This is a genomic window from Hypericibacter sp. (assembly GCF_050729195.1).
In the GTDB taxonomy this organism is placed as follows: domain Bacteria; phylum Pseudomonadota; class Alphaproteobacteria; order Dongiales; family Dongiaceae; genus Hypericibacter.
This window is the reverse complement of the sequence record NZ_JBOHKS010000300.1, coordinates 19,409-39,633: the sequence shown is the minus strand read 5'-3', so window position 1 is coordinate 39,633 and position 20,225 is coordinate 19,409. Positions and strand designations below refer to the sequence as shown.

Genomic DNA, 20,225 nt, shown 5'->3' with positions numbered 1-20,225 from the left:
GCTCGGACGAGGTCCAGAAGGCGACCGACGGGCATATCAAGAAGGTGGACGAGACGCTCGCCCAGAAGGAAAAGGAGATCATGCAGGTCTGAGTATGGAACCTCTGCCCAAATCGTTCGGTCCCGTCCTGCCGCTCCATGTTGCGATCATCATGGATGGCAATGGCCGTTGGGCGAAGGCTCGCGGCCTGCCGCGCGCGATCGGCCATCAGCGCGGCGCCGAAGCGGCGCGGCGCACGGTGCAGGGCGCGGCCGAGCTGGGCATCGGCTATCTGACTCTGTTCGGCTTCTCCTCCGAAAATTGGAGCCGCCCGGCCACCGAGGTCGACGATCTGATGCAGCTGCTGCGCTTCTATCTGGAACGCGAGATCGAGGAGCTGCATCGCAATGGAATCCGCCTCTCGGTCATCGGCGATCGCCAGCGGCTCAGTCCCGCCATCGTCCGGCTGATCGAGAATGCCGAGGCCATGACCAGCGCCAATGCGCGCATGCGGCTCACCATGGCCTTGTCCTATGGCGGTCGTGCTGAGATCGCGGCAGCGACGCGCCGGATCGCCATGGATGTCGCGGCAGGACGCATCTCCGCCGACCGCGTCGACGAGGATCTGGTCCAGCGCTATCTCTTCACGGCCGACATGCCCGATCCCGATCTGGTGATCCGCACCAGCGGCGAAAAACGCTTCAGCAATTTCCTGCTCTGGCAGTCCGCTTATTCCGAGCTGGTGTTCGTGGAAAAGCATTGGCCGGAATTCGGGAAGGACGATCTGGCGGCGGCAATTCAGGAATTCAGCGGCCGCGAACGGCGCTACGGCCGCTCCGCGTGACCGCTCCCGCCGCGCCTGGCGCGACCAGCGCCTCTCATTCGCTGGCGCGCCGGATTGTCGCCGCCTTTGTCATGATGCCTGTCGTGCTGGGCGCGCTCTGGCTGGGCCATCCTTACTGGACGCTCCTGGTGGCCCTGGCCGCGGGCATGATGGCCTGGGAATGGCGCCGGCTGACGGCTCAGGGAACGGTCGGCGCCGTCGGTTGGGCGATGGTGCTTCTGGCGGCGGCGGCGGTGCTTCTGCTGGGATTCGGCCAGGTGCCGTTGGCGCTCTGGGCGCTTCTGGGCGGCGCTCTGCTGCTGGGCTTGGTGGCGAGTCTTGGAGAAGGCTGGGTAGCCGGCGCCTGGGTGTCGCTGGGTATCCTCTATGCAGGGCTTCCCAGCCTCGCAATGGTATGGCTGCGCGATGACCCGGTCTCCGGGTTGGCGACGCTGCTCTGGGTGCTGTTCCTGGTCTGGGCCGTCGATACCGCCGCCTACACCGCAGGAAAACTGATCGGCGGGCCGAAGCTGATTCCGCGCGTTTCGCCGAGCAAGACTTGGGCCGGTCTCGCAGGGGGTGCCGTGGGTGCCGCCATCATCGGCTATCTGGCGGCCTGCTGGGCGGGGCAGCCGAACCCCTGGCTGCTGACCGGGCTGAGCCTGCTCCTGGCCCTGGCCGAGCAGGCAGGGGATATTTTCGAATCTGCGGTCAAGCGCCGCTTCGGGGTGAAGGACAGTTCAGGTTTGATTCCCGGCCATGGCGGAATCCTGGACCGGGTCGACGGCCTGGTGGCCGTCGCCTTGATCGTCGCCGGATTCGCCCTCTGGGGCGGCGGTTCGCCCCTTGCGGTTTGGGGGTCCTGACCGCATATAACTCTTTGATTTTTAATGTTATAGGCGAAAATGGCTGACGTTCAGGCCTTGTCAGCCGGTTGGCGCTTATCCTAGTGTCGCTCGCGCTTAACTGATCGGCGAGCGGCCCCCGATCCGCTAGATTGATCCACCCGCCAATGCAACGATCCCTCGAGGTTGCTTGATGCTCGATTTCCTGCCGCCGTTCCTGCAATACCCCGTGAGCTTCGTTGCCGTCCTGACCGTCGTGGTTTTCGTCCACGAGCTGGGCCATTACCTCGTGGCCCGGTGGGCAGGGGTGAAGGTCGAGGTGTTCTCGATCGGTTTCGGCCCCGAGCTGTTCGGCTTCACCGACAGCCATGGCACCCGCTGGAAAGTCTCGGCCCTGCCGCTGGGCGGTTATGTGAAGATGTTCGGCGATCGCGAGGACACGGACGCCGGCAACGACCAGTCGCGGCCGATGACGCCCGAGGAGCGCTCGGTATCCTTCTTCCATAAACCTGTCATCCGCCGCATGGCGATCGTCGTCGCCGGCCCGGCCTCCAATTACGTCTTCGCGGCCATCGTCTTCACCATCCTGTTCGCCAGCTTCGGCCAGCAGGTCTCCTCGACCGTGGTCGGCGGCGTCACCGAAGGAAGTGCCGCGGCGGCGGCCGGGCTCGAGTCCGGCGACAAGGTGGTCTCGCTGAACGGTCAGCCTGTGACGCGTTTCGAGCAGATCGCGCGCACGGTCGAAATGGGCCTGAATGAGCCGTTGACGATCGGCGTCGAGCGGGACGGGCAGGCGCTGACCCTGAAGGCGGTGCCCCAGGTGGTTGTGCTGACCGACAATTTCGGCAATCAGCACAGCGCCGGGCGCCTCGGAATCAGCAGCAGCGGCGATGCCGAGGTGATTCATTACGGTCCCGTGCAGGCGGTGGGCGCCGCGATGCGCGAAACCGCGAACGCCACCTCCAACATCCTGAAGGCTGTGTGGCAAATGGTGATCGGCACGCGATCGAGCGACGAGCTCGGCGGCGTGCTCCGTATCGGCAAGATGTCCGGCGACGTCGCAAAGCTCGGATTCCCGGCCTGGGTGACATTCACGGCGGTGCTTTCGATCAATCTCGGACTGATCAATCTGTTCCCCGTGCCCATGCTCGATGGCGGCCATCTGGTGTTCTACATGGCCGAAGCCACGCGCGGCCGCAGACTTTCCGCGCGGGCGGAGGAATGGGGTTTGCGGATCGGGTTGGCTATGGTATTGACGCTGTTCGTCTTTGCGACATGGAATGATCTCGTGTCGCTGGAGATTTTCAAGCATTTCCGAACCCTGATCGGCTGACGGGGGTCTAGCCAAAAGGGGTTCGCGTCTAGGGGGCAGCGCGTGCGGGTTTGGTTCAACGGGTTCCTGCTGGCGCTTGGATTGCTTCTGACCGGTGGCTTGCTTCAGGCGGTGCACGCCCAGGAATTTTTCACGGGCGAGCCGATCTCCGACATCCGCGTCGAAGGCAACCAGCGTATCGAATCCGAGACGGTTCGATCCTATATGCAGATTTCGCCCGGCGATCCATTCGAGCCGGCTCGAATCGACCGTGCCCTCAAGGCGCTGTTCGCGACCGGCCTCTTCGCCGACGTGACCTTCCAGCGCGACGGCAGCACGCTGGTCGTCGTCGTCAAAGAAAACCCGATCATCAACGAGCTGGCGTTCGAGGGTAACGACCGCATCGACGACAAGCAGCTGCAGAGCGAAGTGCAGCTGCGACCGCGCACGGTCTACACCCAGACCCGCGTGCAGGAAGACACCAAGCGCATTCTCGAGCTTTACCGCCGGTCGGGGCGCTATGCCGCGACGGTCGAGCCCAAGGTCATCCCGCTCGACCAGAACCGTGTCAACCTCGTCTTCGAGATCCACGAAGGATCGCTGACGACGGTCGAGCGCATCGACTTCGTCGGCAACAAGGCCTTCAGCGACAGCACGCTGCGCGATCAGATCCTGACCAAGGAAACCGCGTTCTACCGGTTCCTCTCGAGCAGCGACATCTACGATCCCGACCGGCTCGCCGCCGACCAGGACGCGCTGACCAAATACTACACCTCCAACGGCTATGCCGATTTCGAGGTGGTCTCGGCCGTGGCCGAGCTGTCGTCCGACCTGAAGTCCTTCTTCATCACCTTCACGGTCGATGAGGGCGACATCTACAACTTCGGCACGGTGACGGTCGATTCTCAGCTGAAGGGCCTCGCGCCCGACGCTCTGCAGCAATATCTCGAGACGAGCGAGGGAGACACCTTCGACTCCTCGGCCATCCAGAAGTCGATCGACCAGATGACCACGGCGATCGGCACGCTGGGCTATGCCTTCGTCAAGATCGAGCCGAAGCTGGAGCGGACCACCGACGACAAGGGCAACAAGATCATCAACCTCACCTATCTGGTGGAGGAAGGCCCGCGCGTCTTCGTCAATCGCATCGATATCACCGGCAATGTTCGCACGCTGGACAAGGTCATCCGACGCGAGTTCCGGATCGCCGAAGGCGACGCGTTCAACAGCACGAAATTGCAGCGCACCCGCCAGCGCATCCAGAATCTGGGCTTCTTCAGCAAGGTCGACATCACGGCCAAGCCCGCCGACGACCCCGACAAGATCGACTTGAACGTCAATGTCGAGGAGCAGTCGACCGGCGAACTGACCTTCGGCATCGGTTACTCGACCGGCGACGGCCCGTTGGGCCAGATCAACCTGCGTGAACGAAACCTGCTGGGCCTCGGTTACGATCTGCGCCTGGATTTCACCATCTCGGGCCGCAGTTCGCAGGTCAATCTGAGCTTCACCGATCCTTACTTCTTGGATTTGCCGCTGGCCGCGGGCGTCGATCTGTTCCGCACCCAGACTCAGCGCGACGAGAGTTCATTCGAGCAAAGCCAGCTGGGCGGCGGTGTGCGAGGCTCCTACGATATCCAGGAATATCTGCGGCAGACTTGGCGCTATCGCTTCACGCGCCAGGACATCTACAACGTCGATAACAACGCTTCGATCGCGATTCAGCAGTCGAAGGGCGTCTCCTACAGCTCTCTGGTCGGTGAGGATCTGATCTATGACCGGCGCGACAGCCGGTTCGACCCCCGGACGGGCTACTATCTGCAGTTGTCCAACGACTTCTCCGGCCTGGGCGGCGATGTGTATTACAGTTCGCATCAGTTCTATGCCGGTTACTACTACACCTTCGGCGGGGACTTGACCGCCAGCGTGGAAGGTCAGGCCGGTTACATCCACGGTCTGTTCGGCGACAGCGTCAAAATCATCGACTCCTTCAGCTTGGGCGGCACCACATTCCGTGGCTTCAAGATCGGCGGGTTGGGGCCGCGTGACCTTGCCACAGGCGATTTCCTGGGCGGAGACATCTACTATGTGGGTACTTTCCAGCTCGCGTTCCCGTTAGGATTACCTGAGGAATATCAAATTCGTGGCCGCGTTTTCACAGATTTTGGTTCACTCTGGAACTCGGACCTGAGTACCTCCACCTCGGTCGATGAGAATGTATTGCGCGTCTCTATCGGAACAGGCATTACTTGGCGCTCTCCGTTCGGTCCGATCGCCGTCGATCTGGCGTATCCGATCAAGAAGGAGAGTTACGATAAGGAAGAGTTGTTCCGGTTCAGCGTAGGAACGAGATTCTAGGCACAAATGAAGCACCTAAGGTACCGCCAGATGGCGTTGGCCATGATGGCGTTCGCCGTGTTGGCGCCGGTTACAGCCCCCATCGCCCGGGCTGATACGACCCAACCCGCTCAGCAAATTCCGGTCGCCATTGCGGTCATCGACATCCAGCAGATTCTGCGGGATTCGAGCGCGGCCAAGTCGGTTCGCGCCCAGGTGGACAAGCAGAAGGACACCTACCAGGCCCAGATCGCCCAGCAGGAAAATGCGCTGCGCGATGTGGACAAGAAGCTCGCCGAGCAGCGGGCAACCCTGTCGGCGGACGATTTTGCCAAGAAGCAGGATCAGCTCCGGCAGCAGATGGATCAGCTTCGCCAGAACTCCGAGAAGCTGAAGCAGCAGCTCGAAGATGCGTTCAACGCGGGCATGGGGCAGGTCAGCCAGGCGCTGGCCGGGGTCCTCACGGACATCGCCAAGCAGCGCAGCCTGACCCTGATCCTCGACAAGCGGGCGGTTCCGTTGAGCGCCAACGGCTTCGATATCACCGCCGACGCCCTCAAGGGGCTCAACGCCAAGCTGCCGTCGGTCACGATCCCCAAGCCCACGCAGTAACCTCCGCGCCTCAATTCGTTACCGGAGCCGCCGAGACCACGGACGTTCCGGGCCCGGCCGATTCGCGCTAAGATCGAGCGCCTGTTCGGAAATGCCGACATTCCGACCTGGCGATGGAGACGCCCGGCCGATGGGCGGGCAGGGACGCGATGCGCGGTTTCAAGGAGTGAGAGCGATGAGCGAGGGCGCGGTCGAAAGCCGGACGCTGAGCGCGATAGATGTGATGCGGGTCATGGAGATGATTCCGCATCGCTACCCCTTTCTGTTGATCGACAAGGCCGTGGATCTGATCTCCGACGTCAGCGCCGTCGGGATCAAGAACGTCTCGATCAACGAGGCCTTTTTCCAGGGTCATTTCCAACGCCAGCCTGTGATGCCGGGGGTGTTGATCATCGAAGCCATGGCGCAGACCGCCGCCGTGCTCGTGGCCTTCACGCTGGGCAAGGAAGCCGAAGGCAAGCTCGTCTATTTCATGTCGGTCGATGGCGCCCGTTTCCGGCGACCGGTCGTCCCCGGCGATCAGATGCGCGTCCATGTCAGCAAGGATCGCAAGCGGGGCAATGTCTGGAAGTTCGTCGGCGAAGCCAAGGTGGACGGCAATGTGGTTGCGGAAGCCACCATCACCGCGATGATCAGGGACGATTGATGGGGGCTATTGATCCGACTGCCATCATCGCCACAGGGGCCCAAATCGCCACCGACGTCAAGATCGGCCCTTATTGCGTTGTAGGCCCCGAGGTCGTTCTCGGGCCGTCCGTCGAACTGATGGCCCATGTGGTCGTCGAAGGCCGCACACATATCGGCGAGGGGACGGTGGTGCATCCTTTCGCGGCCCTGGGCGGCGCGCCCCAGCATTTGCGCTATGCCGGCGAGCCGACCGAGCTGCAGATCGGACGGAATTGCCGTATCCGCGAATACACCACCATCAATCGCGGCACGGCGATGGGCGGGGGACGAACTTCCGTCGGCGATGATGGGTTTTTCATGATGGGCGTTCATATCGCTCATGACTGCCATGTCGGCCATCATGTCATCATGGCCAACCAGGCCACGCTCGGCGGCCATGTGAGCATCGGCGATCATGTCGTGATCGGCGGGCTGACGGCCGTGCATCAGCATGTCCGCATCGGCAAGCATGCCATGATCGGCGGCATGACGCCTTGCGCGGCGGACGTGATTCCGTTCGGCATGGTTGTCGGCAATCCCGCTCATCTCTCCGGCCTCAATCTGGTCGGGCTGAAGCGGCGCGGCTTCGATCGCAAATCCATCCTGACCCTGCGCGCGGTCTATCGCAGTTTGTTCGAAGGGTCCGGCACCTTTGCCCGCCGCTTGGAGCGGACCATGACCGAATTCGCAGAGGAGCCTCTGGCACAACCCGTGCTTGAGTTCATCCGCGGCTGTCAGACCCGATCGCTGTGCAAGCCGGGCCAGCGCCATGGTCGCTACTGATCTCCTCACGCTCGGTATCATCGCCGGCGCCGGTTCGCTGCCGCGCCGTATCGCCGACCGATGTGTCGCACAGGGACGCAAGTTCCACCTGCTGTTGCTCGATGGCCACGCAGATCCAACTCTCCATGCCGGGCTTCCCTTCCAGACTGTCCGCTTGGGCGCTGCCGGCGAGATGTTCGAGAGGATGCGGCAAGCGGGGTGCCAAGAGGTGGTCTTTGCCGGGAAGGTGGAGCGGCCCTCCTGGCGCGCGCTGCGGCCGGACTGGCGCGCCACGAAATTCATCGCCGAGTTCGCGCTCAAGGCCGATAAAGGCGACAACGCTCTCATGGCCGCCATCGTGGCGACGTGCGAGACTGAAGGGTTCAAGGTCCGTGCGCCCGCCGAGCTCCTGGGAGACACTCACCTCGCACCCGGGCCGCTGGGTCGCCTGTCTCCCGACGGGTCGCAACGCGACGATATCCAGATCGGCATCCGCGTCGCACGCGCGATCGGCAGGCTCGATATCGGGCATGCCGTGGTGATCCAGGCCGGGCTCGTGCTCGGGGTCGAGGCGGTGGAAGGCACCGACAGGCTGATCGAGCGCTGCGGCGCGCTGCGGCACGACGGGATCGGTCCCGTCCTGGTCAAGCTGCGCAAACCGCAGCAGGAGATTCGCGCCGATCCGCCGACCATCGGCCCGGCGACGGTGGCGTGCGCCGCCGCCGCCGGTTTTTCCGGCATCGCCATCGAGGCCGGCAGCACCTTGATCATCGATTCCGAGGCCACTGTGGCCGAAGCCGATCGCCTGGGCCTTTTTCTGCTTGCCGTCGAGGCCCCTGAGTGACGCCAAGCGCGGCTGGCGCGACGCCACGAGACCGGCATCGCCCGGTTCGGATCTTTCTTATTGCCGGCGAGCCTTCCGGCGATCGTCTGGGCGCCCAACTCATGAGTGCGCTGCGTTGCAAGCTTGGCGACGTCGCATTCTCCGGGATCGGTGGCGAGCACATGACGGACGAGGGGCTGCAGAGCCTCTTTCCGATGCGCGAGCTGACGCTGATGGGATTTGCCGAAGTGGTGCCGCATCTGCCCCGCTTGGTGCGGCGGTTGCGGGAAACGGCCACGAGGATTCGCACCGATCGGCCCGACCTCGTCGTTACCATCGACAGCCCCGGATTCAACGGCCGGCTCCTCGACCGGTTGCGCGGCAGCGGCATCGCCACGGCGCATTACGGAGCGCCGGCGGTGTGGGCTTGGCGACCCGGTCGCCTGCGTCATTGGGTCGGGCGCGTCGATCGCCTGCTGGCGATCCTGCCGTTCGAACCGGCCATCTTCAAAACCGTCGGCATCGACTGCCACTATGTCGGCCATCCGGCTCTCGAGCGATTGAGGGCGGAGTCAACGAGCACCGGTTTCCGGCAGCGCTTCCAGATTCCCCCCGAGGCGCCGTTGATCGGTCTTCTGCCCGGCAGCCGGCGAAGCGAGCTGCGCCACCTCCTGCCGGTGTTGAGCGAAGCCGCGGCTCGCTTGCACCAGATCGACCCACGGGGCCGCTTTGTGATGCCCACATTGCCCGGCCTGATCGCGGAACTGCGCACGGCCACGATATCCTGGCCGCAACCGCCCTTGCTGCTGGCCGCCGAGCAGGATCGGTTCGATGCCTATGCGGCTTGCGATGTGGCACTCGCCGCTTCGGGCACGGTGACGCTGGAGCTGGCGGCGGCGGGGACGCCGATGGTCATCGTCTATCGCGGCGGCTTCATCTCGGCGGCGCTCATACGCCATATGGCACGGGTTCGTTTCGCCGGGCTTCCCAATCTGCTGCTCGACCGGCCAATCGTCCCTGAGCTCCTGCAGGAGGCTTGCGAACCTGACGCCCTCGTCAAGCAGGCCTTGACGCTGCTGCGCGATCCGCAAGCGCGGGCCGCGCAAAAGGCCGGCTTCCGCGAGGTCATGGCGAAGCTGGCAATCGAGGGCCGCCCGTCCGAACGGGCGGCGGCCCTGCTGGCCGACCTGCTGGCGAGGCCGGCGCCTGGACTGTAGGATGGACGCCAACCCGATGTCATGGGATCAGAGAGAGGCAACTGACGCGATGACCACCGCCGCCCACGCTGCACAGCCGCGCTTCCTCCACACGATGCTGCGCGTGCTCGACCTCGACAAATCGATCGATTTCTATACCCGCCTGCTGGGCATGAAACTGCTTCGCCGCAAGGACTATCCCAGCGGCGAATTCACGCTGGCCTTCGTCGGCTTCGGCGACGAGACCGAGACTGCCGTCGTCGAACTGACCCACAATTGGGGCCAGAAAGATCCCTACCAGCTCGGCACCGCCTTCGGCCATCTCGCCATCGGCGTCGGCGATATCTACGGCACCTGCGAGCGTCTGGCGAAGGAAGGCGTGAAGATTCCACGCCCGCCCGGCCCGATGAAGCATGGCGGCAGCGTCATCGCCTTCGTCGAGGATCCCGACGGCTACAAGATCGAGCTCGTCGAGAAATCCCTCTAGGGCCGCGGGACCCGCTCGTGCTGTCATCCCATCGCCCGGAAGGCATCGAGCGCCTGCAGCAACCGCGCGGGTTCCGGACATGGCGATGAGACCGACAAGAACGGAATATGTGGTGGGGCTGACGCTGCTCGCGGTGTTGATCGTGGGCTGCTTCCTGGTGATGCGGCCCTTCCTCACCTCGCTGCTCTGGGCCGTCATTCTCAGCTACACGACCTGGCCGCTCTATCAACGGCTGCTGCGGCGCCTGGGCGGCCGCGAGTTCTGGGCAGCGCTCCTGATGACGCTGCTGGTGGCGGCGGTCCTCGTGCTGCCGCTGGCGGTCCTGGGCGCCACGCTGGCGCAGCATGTCGCCAGCGTCGCGGAGGTCGTCCGCGAAGTGCTGGCGCAGGGCGTGCCGGAGCCGGCCCCCTGGGTCGACAAGATCCCGCTGATCTCGCAAGACGTCCGTCGCTACTGGGAGGCTCTCGCGCAGGAGGGCTCGACCTATACCGCGGCGCTCGGACCCTATATCGGCCAGGCGCGCGTCTGGGCGCTGCAGAGCGGCGCCACGCTCGGCCGCGGCGTGCTGGAGCTGGCCTTGAGCGTGCTGGTCTGCTTCTTCGTCTATCGCGATGGCCAGTTCGCCGCGGAACGGCTCCATGCCGCGGCAGGACGGTTCGCCGGCGAGCGGGCGCGCCATCTGCTGAACGTCGCGGGCAGCACCACCAAGAGCGTCGTCTACGGAATCATCGGCACCGCGATCGCCCAGGCGGCCATGGCCTCGATCGGCTTCTGGATCGCCGGCGTGCCCGGCACCCTGTTGCTGGGTTTTCTGACCTTCATGCTGTCGCTGGTGCCCGGCGGCCCGCCCTTCGTGTGGGCCCCCGTCGCCATCTGGCTGCTCTATACCGGCCAGCCGGGCTGGGCGCTCTTCATGGCGATCTGGGGCTTCATCAGCATCAGCGGCATCGACAACATCGTGCGGCCCTATCTGATCAGCCGGGAGAGCCGCATGCCGCTCCTGCTGGTCTTTCTCGGCGTCATCGGCGGCGTCCTGGCCTTCGGCTTCATCGGTATCTTCCTCGGGCCGACCCTGCTGGCGCTGGGCTTCACCCTGCTCATGGAGTGGAGCATCGGCGGGCGCAAGCCGGTGATCGCGGCCGCCACCACGGCACCCACGCCGCCCCCGAACGACAAATCGGGCGGTCCCGCGGTCTAGGCCAAAGCTTGGTCAATGACGCAAATGAAAAGGGCGGCCCCAAGAGGCCGCCCTTTGTCGTTGCGGTCGGATGAGACCGATCAGCGCTTGTTCATCGCCACATAGGCGCGCTTGTCGTGGCCGGTATAGAGCTGCCGGGGCCGGCTGATGCGCTGCTCCGGATCCTCGATCATCTCGTTCCACTGCGCGACCCAGCCGACGGTGCGGGCGACCGCGAAGAGGACGGTGAACATCGAGGTCGGGAAGCCCACCGCCTGCAGGATGATGCCCGAATAGAAATCGACGTTCGGGAACAGCTTGCGTTCGACGAAGTAGGGATCCTCGAGCGCGATCCGCTCCAGCTCCATGGCGAGGTCGAGCAGGGGCTCGTCGCGGATGCCGAGCGCATCCAGCACTTCGTGGCAGGACTTGCGGATCACGGCCGCGCGGGGATCGTAATTCTTGTAGACGCGGTGGCCGAAGCCCATCAGGCGGAAGGGATCGTCCTTGTCCTTCGCGCGCTTGATGAATTCGGGGATGCGGTCCTTGTGGCCGATCTGATGCAGCATGGCCAACACCGCCTCGTTGGCGCCGCCATGCGCGGGACCCCAGAGCGAGGCGATACCGGCGGCGATGCAGGCGAAGGGATTGGCGCCGCTCGAGCCGGCGACACGGACCGTCGAGGTCGAGGCGTTCTGCTCGTGATCGGCATGGAGGATGAAGATCTTGTCCATCGCCTTGGCGATGACCGGGTTGACCTTGTACTCCTCGGCCGGCACGGCGAAGGTCATGCGCAGGAAGTTCTCGGCGAAGCCCAGATCGTTGCGCGGATAGACGAAGGGCTGGCCCACCGAATATTTGTAGGCCATGGCCGCGATCGTCGGCACCTTGGCGATCAGGCGGTGCGAGGCGATCTCGCGCTGGCGCGCGTCCGAGATGTCGAGGCTGTCGTGATAGAAGGCCGAGAGCGCGCCGACCACGCCAACCATCAAGGCCATCGGATGCGCGTCGCGACGGAAGCCGCGATAGATCGCGTGGATCTGCTCATGCAGCATCGTGTGGTAGGTGATGTTGCGCTCGAACTGCGTCTTCTCCTTGGCGCTGGGCAGCTCGCCATGGAGCAGGAGATAGCAGACCTCCAGGAAGTCGCTATGCTCGGCCAGCTCCTCGATCGGATAGCCGCGATGGAGCAGGACGCCGTTTTCGCCGTCGATATAGGTGATCTTCGACTGGCAGCTGCCGGTCGAGGTGAAGCCCGGGTCGTAGGTGAAATAGCCCTGATCGCCATAGAGCTTGCGCACGTCGATGACGGACGGCCCCAAGGTCCCGTCGAGGACCGGCAGATCGAAGCTCTTGCCGCTTCGATGATCGGTGACTGTGACCCAATCCTTCGACTGGGGTTCCGTCTTGGCGCCAGACTTTGTGGCCATCTCAGATCCCTTTCGGCTGCTCATGCGGATTTCGGCCGCGGCTCTCCCCCCGGGGCGGCCGCACGAAACTAGTGCCTATCCTCGGCCCGATCAATTAACCATTAGTGACAGGTGAGATCAGGCGGCGATGTCCTTGATTCGAGCAAGGGTTTCGGCCCGGCCGAATACCGCCGCCACCTCGAAGATGGGCGGCGAAGTGGTCTGTCCGGTCAGGGCCGCGCGCAGCGGCTGGGCGACGTCGCCGAGCTTGATGCCGGCCTCCTGGGCATAGGCCCGGGTGGCCTCCTCGAGCGCCGCGGCAGTCCATTCCGGCAAGGCTTCGAACCGGTTCAATAGCCCGCGCAGTGCCGTGCGCGCCGCCGGATGCAGCAGCGCCGAGGCCTTGGGCTCGAATTCCAGCGGCCTGGATTTGAAGAAGAACACGGCGCTGTCGGCCAGCTGCTCGAGGGTCTTGGCGCGCTCCTTGAGGCCGCTCATGCCGGCCAGCAGGCGCTGCTTTCCCTCCGCACTCGCAGGTCCGCCGAGCCGCTTCTCGATGCGCGGCAGGATCAGATCGACCAGCCGCGCGTTATCGGCCAGCCGCAGATAATGGCCGTTGAGATTGTCGAGCTTGGCGAAGTCGAAGCGGGCCGGCGAGCGGCCGACGGCCCCGAGATCGAACCACTCGATCGCCTGCTCGGTCGAGATGATCTCGTCGTCGCCATGGGCCCAGCCGAGCCGCAGGAGATAGTTGCGCAAGGCCTCGGGCAGATAACCCAGCTCACGATAGGCATCGACCCCCAGCGCGCCATGCCGCTTCGACAGCTTGGCGCCGTCGGGGCCATGGATGAGCGGGATATGCGCGAAGGAGGGGATGTTCCAGTCCAGCGCCTGATAGAGCTGCACCTGGCGGAAGGTGTTGGTCAGATGGTCGTCGCCGCGGATCACATGGGTGATCGCCATGTCGTGATCGTCGACCACGACCGAGAGCATGTAGGTGGGCGTGCCGTCGCTGCGCAACAGCACCATGTCGTCGAGCTGCTCATTGCCGACCCGGACCTCGCCCTGCACCTGATCCTTGACCAGGGTCTCGCCGGTCTGCGGCGCCTTGAGGCGGATGACCGGCGCCACGCCCGGAGGCGCTTCGCTGGGATCGCGGTCGCGCCAGCGCCCGTCATAGCGCATCGGCTTGCCCTCGGCCTTGGCCTTGTCGCGCATGGCCTGCAGCTCTTCGGGTGAGCAATAGCAGTAATAGGCGCGGCCCTTGTCGAGCAGCGACCGGGCCACCTCGGCATGGCGCGGCGCGCGGGCGAACTGGAACACCGGCGGCGCATCGAAATCGAGGCCCAGCCAGTTCAATCCCTCGATGATCGCGTCGATGGCGCCCTGGGTCGAACGCTGGCGATCCGTGTCCTCGATCCGCAGCAGGATCTTGCCCTTGTGATGGCGCGAATAGAGCCAGTTGAACAGCGCCGTGCGGGCGCCGCCGATATGGAGATAGCCGGTGGGCGAGGGAGCAAAGCGGGTAATCACGGTCATTCAGTCTCTGATGCTGGACAATGGAACGCGTCTCAGGCACGGCCCCCGGCCGAGGCCGAGCGCTGTCCCTGGACGACAAAGAAGGAGGCCTGCTTATAGGCGATCGGCAGTTCGATGTCGCGCGCCACGAGCCGCGCCATCCGGGTCGGGTGGCCGCGCAGGATCATGCCTTCATTGGGATTGGCCATGACGTTCTTCGACAGCGGGAAGGCATCGGCGGCGCTGAGGACGCAGATATAGAGCCCGCGCGACTTGGTCGAACGGTTGGCATCCGAACCGTGCAGCAGGCAGGTGTGCATGAAACAGACGCTGCCGGCGCGGCCCGTGATCGCGATCTCGACGGGCTTGAACTGCTGTTCCACAGCCGGCGCGACCGCGCCGGTGAAACGCTCGCCGTCATAGAGCGAATAGAGCGGTCCCTTGTGGCTACCGGCGATCACCTTGAGGCAACCATTGTCCCGGGTCATGTCGTCCAGCATCAGCAGGCAGGTGACCAAGTCGTCATTGGTGTGCGGCGTGTAGGCGAAGTCCTGGTGATAGCCGACCTCGGTGTTGGTGCCGGGCAGTTTGAGATTGATCTTGCAGTGATGGAATTTGAGATCGGGCCCGACCAGATCGGCCACCATGTCGGTCATGGCCGAGCTCTTCACCACATCCATATAGGCGTCGGATATATCCGACGGATTGTTGATCCGACGCAGCGCCGGATGTGCCGCGGAATGTTCCTCGCCCATGTCGAAACGGGGCCGGCCGTCGAGGGTCGGCAGACCGAAGGGCGCGATATGTTGGCGGCTCTCCTCGACCCAGCCCGCGACCTCGCCGCGCAGTGCCTCGAGTTGCGCCGGTGTCACCGCATCGGGCGCCACCAGATAGCCGTCGCGCCAGAACTGGTTCATCTGTGCGTCGCTGAGCATGGCCGTTCTTCTCCCTGACCGCCGGGACCGGGTTAATCCCCGCTGCCCCCCGTATTTTCGTCAATTCTGGCTGAATCCGGCGGCGCCAACCAGGGCCCCTTTCGGGACCCGCCGGCCTGGTGGAATAATCGGCCCCAGGGGGACCCTTCATGACGGCGGCCGCTTTGACCGTCCCGATCCGCGGGCTGGGCTGGGTCAGCGAGCGTCTTGGCGGCCTGCTGGCGGCCGAGCGCGACCAATGGCTGCTCTGGGCACCGGTGGGGCTGGGCGTCGGGGTGGCGGTCTATTTCGGCCTGCCGAGCGAACCGCCGCTCTGGTTCGGGCCGGCCCTGGCCTGCCTGGCGCTGTCGCTGGCCTGGCTTTGCCGGCGGCGTTCGGGGATGGCGGCCATGGCCGTCTTGGCGGTCCTCATGGCCGTGGGCTTCGGCGCCGCCGGCCTGCGCACCGCTTTTGTCGAAGCGCCGATCCTGCCGCGGGATGTCGGGCCGGTGCGGATCGAGGGCCGCATCCTCTCGATCGATCCGCTGCCCTCGGGCGAGCGCCTGGTGTTGCAGGATCCGGTCATCGCCGGCATCACGCCGGAGGCAACGCCGGCGCGGCTGCGGATCAAGCTGATGCGCGAGGTGCCGGAGCTGCAATTGGGCGATCGCGTTTCCGTGTTTGGCAAGCTCTCGCCGCCGGCACCGCCCTTCGCGCCCGGCGGATTCGATTTCCAGCGCGACGCCTTCTTCGACGGCATCGGCGCGATCGGCTTCGCCTTCGGCGCTCCCAAGGTTCTCGAAAGCGCCGATACGGGCCCCGGACAGCTTCACATGATCTTCAGCGATCTTCGCCGCACGATCTCGGCGCGGATCCTGGCCGTGCTTCCCGGCCCCGAGGGCGCCATGGCGGTAGCGCTCATCGCCGGCACCCAGACCGGGATCGACAAGCCGACCATGACGGCGATGCGCGATTCCGGCCTGGCGCATCTTTTGTCGATCTCGGGACTGCATGTCGGTTTCGTGGCCGCGATCCTGTTCTTCTGCGTGCGCGCGCTGCTGGCTCTGTGGCCGTCATTGACGCTGCGCCATCCGATCAAGAAGTGGGCGGCCTTCGCGGCCCTGCTCGGCGCCGGCTTCTACACGCTGCTCGCGGGCAGCCCCATTCCGACGCAACGCGCCTTCCTCATGACCGGGCTCGTGCTGCTGGCGGTGCTGGTCGATCGCGTCGCCTTCTCGATGCGGCTGATCGCGTGGGCCGCTTTCGTCGTGCTGCTGCTGCGGCCGGACGCGATGATCGGGCCCAGCTTCCAGATGTCCTTCGCCGCGGTCATGGCGCTGATCGCGGCTTATGAGGGCAGTCGCGAATGGCGCGCGCGGTTGCGCGCCGATGCCGGACCGTTGCGGCGCGCGCTGCTTTATCTCGGCGGGCTCATCGCCACCAGCCTCATCGCCGGCATCGCGACGGCCCCCTTCGCGATCTATCATTTCAACCGCTTCAGCGAATACAGCATCGTCGCCAACCTGCTGGCGATCCCGCTGACCGGCTTCTGGGTCATGCCCTGGGCGGTCGCGGCCTGTCTGCTGATGCCGTTCGGGCTCGAAGAGCTCGCCCTCATTCCGATGGGCTGGGGCATCGAGGGCGTCATCTGGATCGCGAAGACGGTGGCGAGCTGGCCCGGTGCCGTCCTCCTGCTGCCGGCCATGTCGCTCGCGGGGCTGATCCTCGTGACGCTGGGCGGTCTCTGGCTCTGCCTGTGGCATCAGCCTTGGCGCTATGCCGGTGCCATCGCGATCCTTCTCGGCATGAGCTCGATGCTGCTGACGGAGACGCCGGACATCCTGGTGTCGGACGACGGCAAGCTTCTCGCGGTCAAGGGCGATGACGGCCGGCTGGTCCTGAACACGCAACGCGACAGCCTCGCCGCGGAGACCTGGATGAGGCGGGCCGGGCAGGGGGAGAGCGAGCTCTGGCCGCGGCAAGGGATCGGTGCTGGCGGATTGCTGACCTGCGACAGCCTGGGCTGCTTCTACCGGCGCGACCGGTATGTCGTGGCGTTGGCCTGGAGCACGGAGGCGCTGCTCGACGATTGCGGCGAGGCCGATCTCGTGATCTCGCTCGAGCCGGTCAGAAAGCCCTGTCCCTCGGCGCAGCGGGTCATCGATCGTTTCGATCTCTGGCGCCAGGGCGGCCATGCGATCTGGCTGGAGCCCGGCGGGATCGAGATCGAGACCGTGGCCGAGCGGCGCGGCAACCGCCCCTGGGTCGCCCGGCTTCCCGACGGGTCGGAAAATACCGCAGATTCGGACGATTAGATCGGCTGGCCCGGCCGGAAACAGCCCGATAGACTGCGCCCGCCATGACTCAGACCCCTGAAAAATCCGATCCGAACCTCAACAAGGCCATGACCTTGCACAGGGCTGGCCGGCCCGCCGAGGCCGAGCCGCTCTATCGCAAGGCCGCCGCCGCCCATCCCAAGGATGGTCGCTATCTCTATCTGCTGGGACTTTGCCTGCTGGACCAGGGCAAGCTCGCGGACGGCCGGAAGGTGATGGCGGAGACCGTGGCGTTGGCACCGCTTCATGCCGGCGCCCATTACACGCTGGGGCGGTTGCTGGCCCATGCCGGCGAGGACGCCGCCGCCAAGACCCATTTCTGCCAGGCGGTCACGCTGGGCCCGACGGTGGCCGAGCATCATCTCGAGCTGGGCAATCTCGCGGCGAAGATGAACGAGTTCGGCGATGCGGTCGCATCCTTCAAGGCCGGGCTGCAGATGGCGCCGGAACATGCAGGCCTCAAAGCCAATCTCGGGACGGCGCTCTATCTGCTGGGCAACAGGAGCGAGGCGATCACGCTGTGGCGCGAGGCTTTGGCGCGTGCGCCGAAGCTTGCGGTCGCGCGCCTCGGTCTTGCCAACGATCTGCGCAATCGCGGCGATCTCGCCGGCGCCGAGCGCGAGCTGCGCCAGGCGGCCGCGGCCGATCCCAAAAATCCGCAGATCCGCTACAGCCTCGGCGTCACGCTGCGCCATCGCGGCGATCCCGCGGCGGCGATCATCGAGCTGGAGCGGGCCAAGGCGCTCGATCCTTCCATGGTCGAGTGCAAGGTGGAACTGGCGCGTTGCTATCAGCAGATCTGCGCCTGGAACGAGCTGGACCAATTGAAGCCCGCCTTGAAGGCCGAGTTCGACAAGGCGATGGCGGGGAAGCCTTCGGCCATTTCCGCCTTCTTCGCCTTGTCGCTGCCCGCCACGCATGAGGAGCGCGCCGCAGTCGCCCGCGCGCATGTGGGCCGCGCCAAAGCGCGCGCCGTCATCGAGGCTCGCGGAATGGCGGCCTTCCAGTTCGACCGCGCGCCGCGCGAGCGCCTGACCGTCGGCTATCTGTCGTCGGACCTGCGCGATCATCCCGGCGGCCATTTGATCGCCGGATTGTTCAAGGCCCATGATCGAAATCGAGTGGTCGTCCATGCCTATTCGATCGGACCCGACGATGGCAGCGGTTACCGCCGCCAGTTCGAGCAGGACGCGGACAAGTTCGTGGATCTGGGCATGGTCGGCAATCTCGAGGCCGCCCGCCGCATCCATGAGGATCGTGTCGACATCCTGGTCGATCACAACGGCCTGACGCGGCTCGCCCGACCGGAGATCTCGGCCCTGCGGCCAGCACCGATCCATGCCACCTGGCTGGGATTCCCGGGAACGACCGGCGCCGATTTCTTCGATTACGCGATCGTCGACGCGATCGTGGCGCCGCCGGGCGTCGAGCCGGTCTATAGCGAGCGGCTTTGCCGCCTGCCGCACAGCTACCAGGTCAACGATCATTGGCCGCCGACGATCGGCGCCGCAACGAGCCGGGAGGCCGAAGGGCTGCCGGAGAGCGGCATGGTTTATTGCTGCTTCTGCGCCTCCTACAAGATCGAACAGCCGGTCTTCCTGCGTTGGATGGAAATCCTGCGCGCCGTTCCCGATGCGGTGCTGTGGCTGTTGTCCGGGCCGCCGGCCATGCAGCATCGCCTGCAGGCGGCGGCGAAGGAATCAGGCATCGATCCGGCGCGGGTGATCTTTGGTGCGCGCAAGCCGAAGCCTGATCATCTGGGGCGCCTGGCGCTCGCGGACCTGATGCTGGATACCGATACCTATGGCGGCCATACCACGCTGAGCGACGCGCTCCTCGCCGGCGTTCCCGCCATCACGAGGTTGGGCGACGATTTTCCGAGCCGCGTCGGCGCGAGCCTGCTCACGAGCGTCGGCCTGGACGATCTCATCCTGCCGAATTTCGATGGCTATCAGCGCCTCGCGATCGAGCTGGGTCAGAATCCGGCCGCGCTCGCGGCCATCAAGGCCCGGCTTGCTGCGGCACAACCGACGACGCCGCTCTTCAGCCCCGAGCAGTTCGCGCGCAGCCTCGAACGGGCCTATGCGGAGATGTGGCGCATCCGGAGTGCCGGCGAGGCCCCCGGGACGATCGATCTGCCGCCTGACGGCGCCGCGCGCTAGCCTTCCGACAATTCAGCCGACTTGGCGCTGCTCACGACGCGATAGCGTGCCCGGCTGCCGCGGAAGCGCATCTGCTCCAGCTCCTTGGCGATGGCGTCGGCTTCGAGCGCCGGCAGGAGGAGGAGCGAGGGCGGCTGCAATGACATGACGGCCCCGCCCATGACGATGACATTGCGCACGATCCGGCCCGGCAGATCGAGCAGCCGCACCGGAAATCCGGCCTCCGCCATGCGGCCGGCGATCCGGTCGGCATCGGCATCGAGATCGTGGGCAACGAAGATATTGAGGAAGAGGCTGCCCGAGGCGGTGAGCCGGCTTCGCGCCAGCTTGAAGAAGGCCGCCGAGCAGAGATTGGGCGGGACCTTGTCGCCCGCGAAGGCATCGACAACGATCGCGTCATAGAGCTTCGGATGATCCTCCAGGAAGGCTTCTCCATCGCCGATATGACAGGCGATCTCCGGCGGGAGCGCGAAATATTCCTGGGCGAGGGCGATCGATTCCGGATTGATGTCGACGACGGTCACCTGCTGGCCGGTGGCCTTCAGCATCGTGCCCAGCGTCCCGCCGCCGCAGCCGATCATCAGCACGTCCTTGGCTGCGGTCTGCGCCACCAGCGCGTGAAGGGCATGGATATAGCCCGCCAGACTGATGCCGTTGGGGTCCGCTTCGCTCTGATAATGGTCGCCATGGCAATAGGCGACGGCACCCGTGGCACGGCTCCGCAGAATGGTGATCTCGCCGAACTCGGTATTCTTCCTGGCAAGCATGATCATGGGTTGGCCATCAGCGCGTTTCGTCATCATTCCATATCATCGGCCAATTACGTCTTTGCTGTGATGCTGACGGTCGCCGACGCCGATGCCATTC

General features: G+C 65.1%; 17 protein-coding genes. 13 read left to right on the top strand and 4 right to left on the bottom strand.

Annotated elements, in window-relative coordinates; all coding sequences use genetic code 11:
- Positions 1-94 precede the first annotated feature (94 nt).
- From ACREE8_RS24525 to ACREE8_RS24475, 11 genes are all read left to right on the top strand, one after another.
- The gene (locus ACREE8_RS24525; RefSeq protein ID WP_431575649.1) at positions 95-823 is read left to right on the top strand and encodes an isoprenyl transferase; all 729 of its coding nucleotides are present in this window, start codon (positions 95-97) and stop codon (positions 821-823) included.
- Positions 820-1,668, top strand: coding sequence for a phosphatidate cytidylyltransferase (locus ACREE8_RS24520; RefSeq protein ID WP_431575648.1), 849 nt, complete (start codon positions 820-822; stop codon positions 1,666-1,668). Before ACREE8_RS24525 ends, ACREE8_RS24520 begins: the two co-directional genes overlap by 4 nt.
- 172 nt (positions 1,669-1,840) lie before the next feature.
- On the top strand, positions 1,841-2,980 hold the full coding sequence (gene rseP, locus ACREE8_RS24515) for an RIP metalloprotease RseP (RefSeq protein WP_431575650.1): 1,140 nt from the start codon (positions 1,841-1,843) through the stop codon (positions 2,978-2,980).
- Between the two features lie 42 nt (positions 2,981-3,022).
- Positions 3,023-5,317: an outer membrane protein assembly factor BamA gene (bamA, locus tag ACREE8_RS24510; protein WP_431575647.1), complete on the top strand. Its 2,295-nt coding sequence runs from the start codon at positions 3,023-3,025 to the stop codon at positions 5,315-5,317.
- Between the two features lie 6 nt (positions 5,318-5,323).
- Positions 5,324-5,908, top strand: a complete 585-nt coding sequence (locus tag ACREE8_RS24505; protein ID WP_431575646.1) for an OmpH family outer membrane protein — start codon at positions 5,324-5,326, stop codon at positions 5,906-5,908.
- A 175-nt stretch (positions 5,909-6,083) separates the two neighbouring features.
- Complete coding sequence (fabZ, locus tag ACREE8_RS24500; RefSeq protein ID WP_431575645.1) at positions 6,084-6,554, top strand: 3-hydroxyacyl-ACP dehydratase FabZ; 471 nt, start codon at positions 6,084-6,086, stop codon at positions 6,552-6,554.
- A complete protein-coding gene (gene lpxA / locus ACREE8_RS24495) occupies positions 6,554-7,357 on the top strand; it encodes an acyl-ACP--UDP-N-acetylglucosamine O-acyltransferase (protein WP_431575644.1) in 804 nt (267 codons plus the stop codon). Before fabZ ends, lpxA begins: the two co-directional genes overlap by 1 nt.
- Positions 7,344-8,180 carry an LpxI family protein gene (locus ACREE8_RS24490; protein WP_431575643.1) on the top strand — a complete coding sequence of 279 codons (837 nt, stop codon included), beginning with the start codon at positions 7,344-7,346 and terminating at the stop codon, positions 8,178-8,180. Before lpxA ends, ACREE8_RS24490 begins: the two co-directional genes overlap by 14 nt.
- Positions 8,177-9,376, top strand: coding sequence for a lipid-A-disaccharide synthase (gene lpxB / locus ACREE8_RS24485; RefSeq protein WP_431575642.1), 1,200 nt, complete (start codon positions 8,177-8,179; stop codon positions 9,374-9,376). Before ACREE8_RS24490 ends, lpxB begins: the two co-directional genes overlap by 4 nt.
- Before the next feature lie 49 nt (positions 9,377-9,425).
- On the top strand, positions 9,426-9,842 hold the full coding sequence (gene gloA, locus ACREE8_RS24480) for a lactoylglutathione lyase (protein WP_431575641.1): 417 nt from the start codon (positions 9,426-9,428) through the stop codon (positions 9,840-9,842).
- 85 nt (positions 9,843-9,927) lie between these two features.
- The gene (locus ACREE8_RS24475) at positions 9,928-11,040 is read left to right on the top strand and encodes an AI-2E family transporter (RefSeq protein ID WP_431575640.1); all 1,113 of its coding nucleotides are present in this window, start codon (positions 9,928-9,930) and stop codon (positions 11,038-11,040) included.
- A gap of 80 nt (positions 11,041-11,120) precedes the next feature.
- Here the strand turns inward: ACREE8_RS24475 and gltA are convergent, their stop codons facing one another.
- The 3 genes from gltA to ACREE8_RS24460 all read right to left on the bottom strand — a co-directional run bounded on the left by gltA (position 11,121) and on the right by ACREE8_RS24460 (position 14,881).
- Complete coding sequence (gltA, locus tag ACREE8_RS24470; protein WP_431575639.1) at positions 11,121-12,449, bottom strand: citrate synthase; 1,329 nt, start codon at positions 12,447-12,449, stop codon at positions 11,121-11,123.
- A 117-nt stretch (positions 12,450-12,566) separates the two neighbouring features.
- Positions 12,567-13,967: a glutamate--tRNA ligase gene (gltX, locus tag ACREE8_RS24465; RefSeq protein WP_431575638.1), complete on the bottom strand. Its 1,401-nt coding sequence runs from the start codon at positions 13,965-13,967 to the stop codon at positions 12,567-12,569.
- Between the two features lie 32 nt (positions 13,968-13,999).
- The gene (locus ACREE8_RS24460) at positions 14,000-14,881 is read right to left on the bottom strand and encodes a phytanoyl-CoA dioxygenase family protein (protein WP_431575637.1); all 882 of its coding nucleotides are present in this window, start codon (positions 14,879-14,881) and stop codon (positions 14,000-14,002) included.
- Positions 14,882-15,030: 149 nt separating this feature from the next.
- Between ACREE8_RS24460 and ACREE8_RS24455 the strand changes: the two genes are divergently transcribed.
- Both ACREE8_RS24455 and ACREE8_RS24450 read left to right on the top strand, forming a co-directional pair.
- Positions 15,031-17,175 (top strand): ComEC/Rec2 family competence protein, encoded by a 2,145-nt coding sequence (locus tag ACREE8_RS24455; RefSeq protein ID WP_431575636.1) that lies wholly within the window; start codon positions 15,031-15,033, stop codon positions 17,173-17,175.
- A gap of 44 nt (positions 17,176-17,219) precedes the next feature.
- Positions 17,220-19,358 (top strand): tetratricopeptide repeat protein, encoded by a 2,139-nt coding sequence (locus ACREE8_RS24450; protein WP_431575635.1) that lies wholly within the window; start codon positions 17,220-17,222, stop codon positions 19,356-19,358.
- Here ACREE8_RS24450 and ACREE8_RS24445 read toward each other — a convergent pair.
- Positions 19,355-20,161 carry a spermidine synthase gene (locus tag ACREE8_RS24445; protein WP_431575634.1) on the bottom strand — a complete coding sequence of 269 codons (807 nt, stop codon included), beginning with the start codon at positions 20,159-20,161 and terminating at the stop codon, positions 19,355-19,357. The two genes, ACREE8_RS24450 and ACREE8_RS24445, sit on opposite strands and share 4 nt — an antisense overlap.
- Positions 20,162-20,225 lie beyond the last annotated feature (64 nt).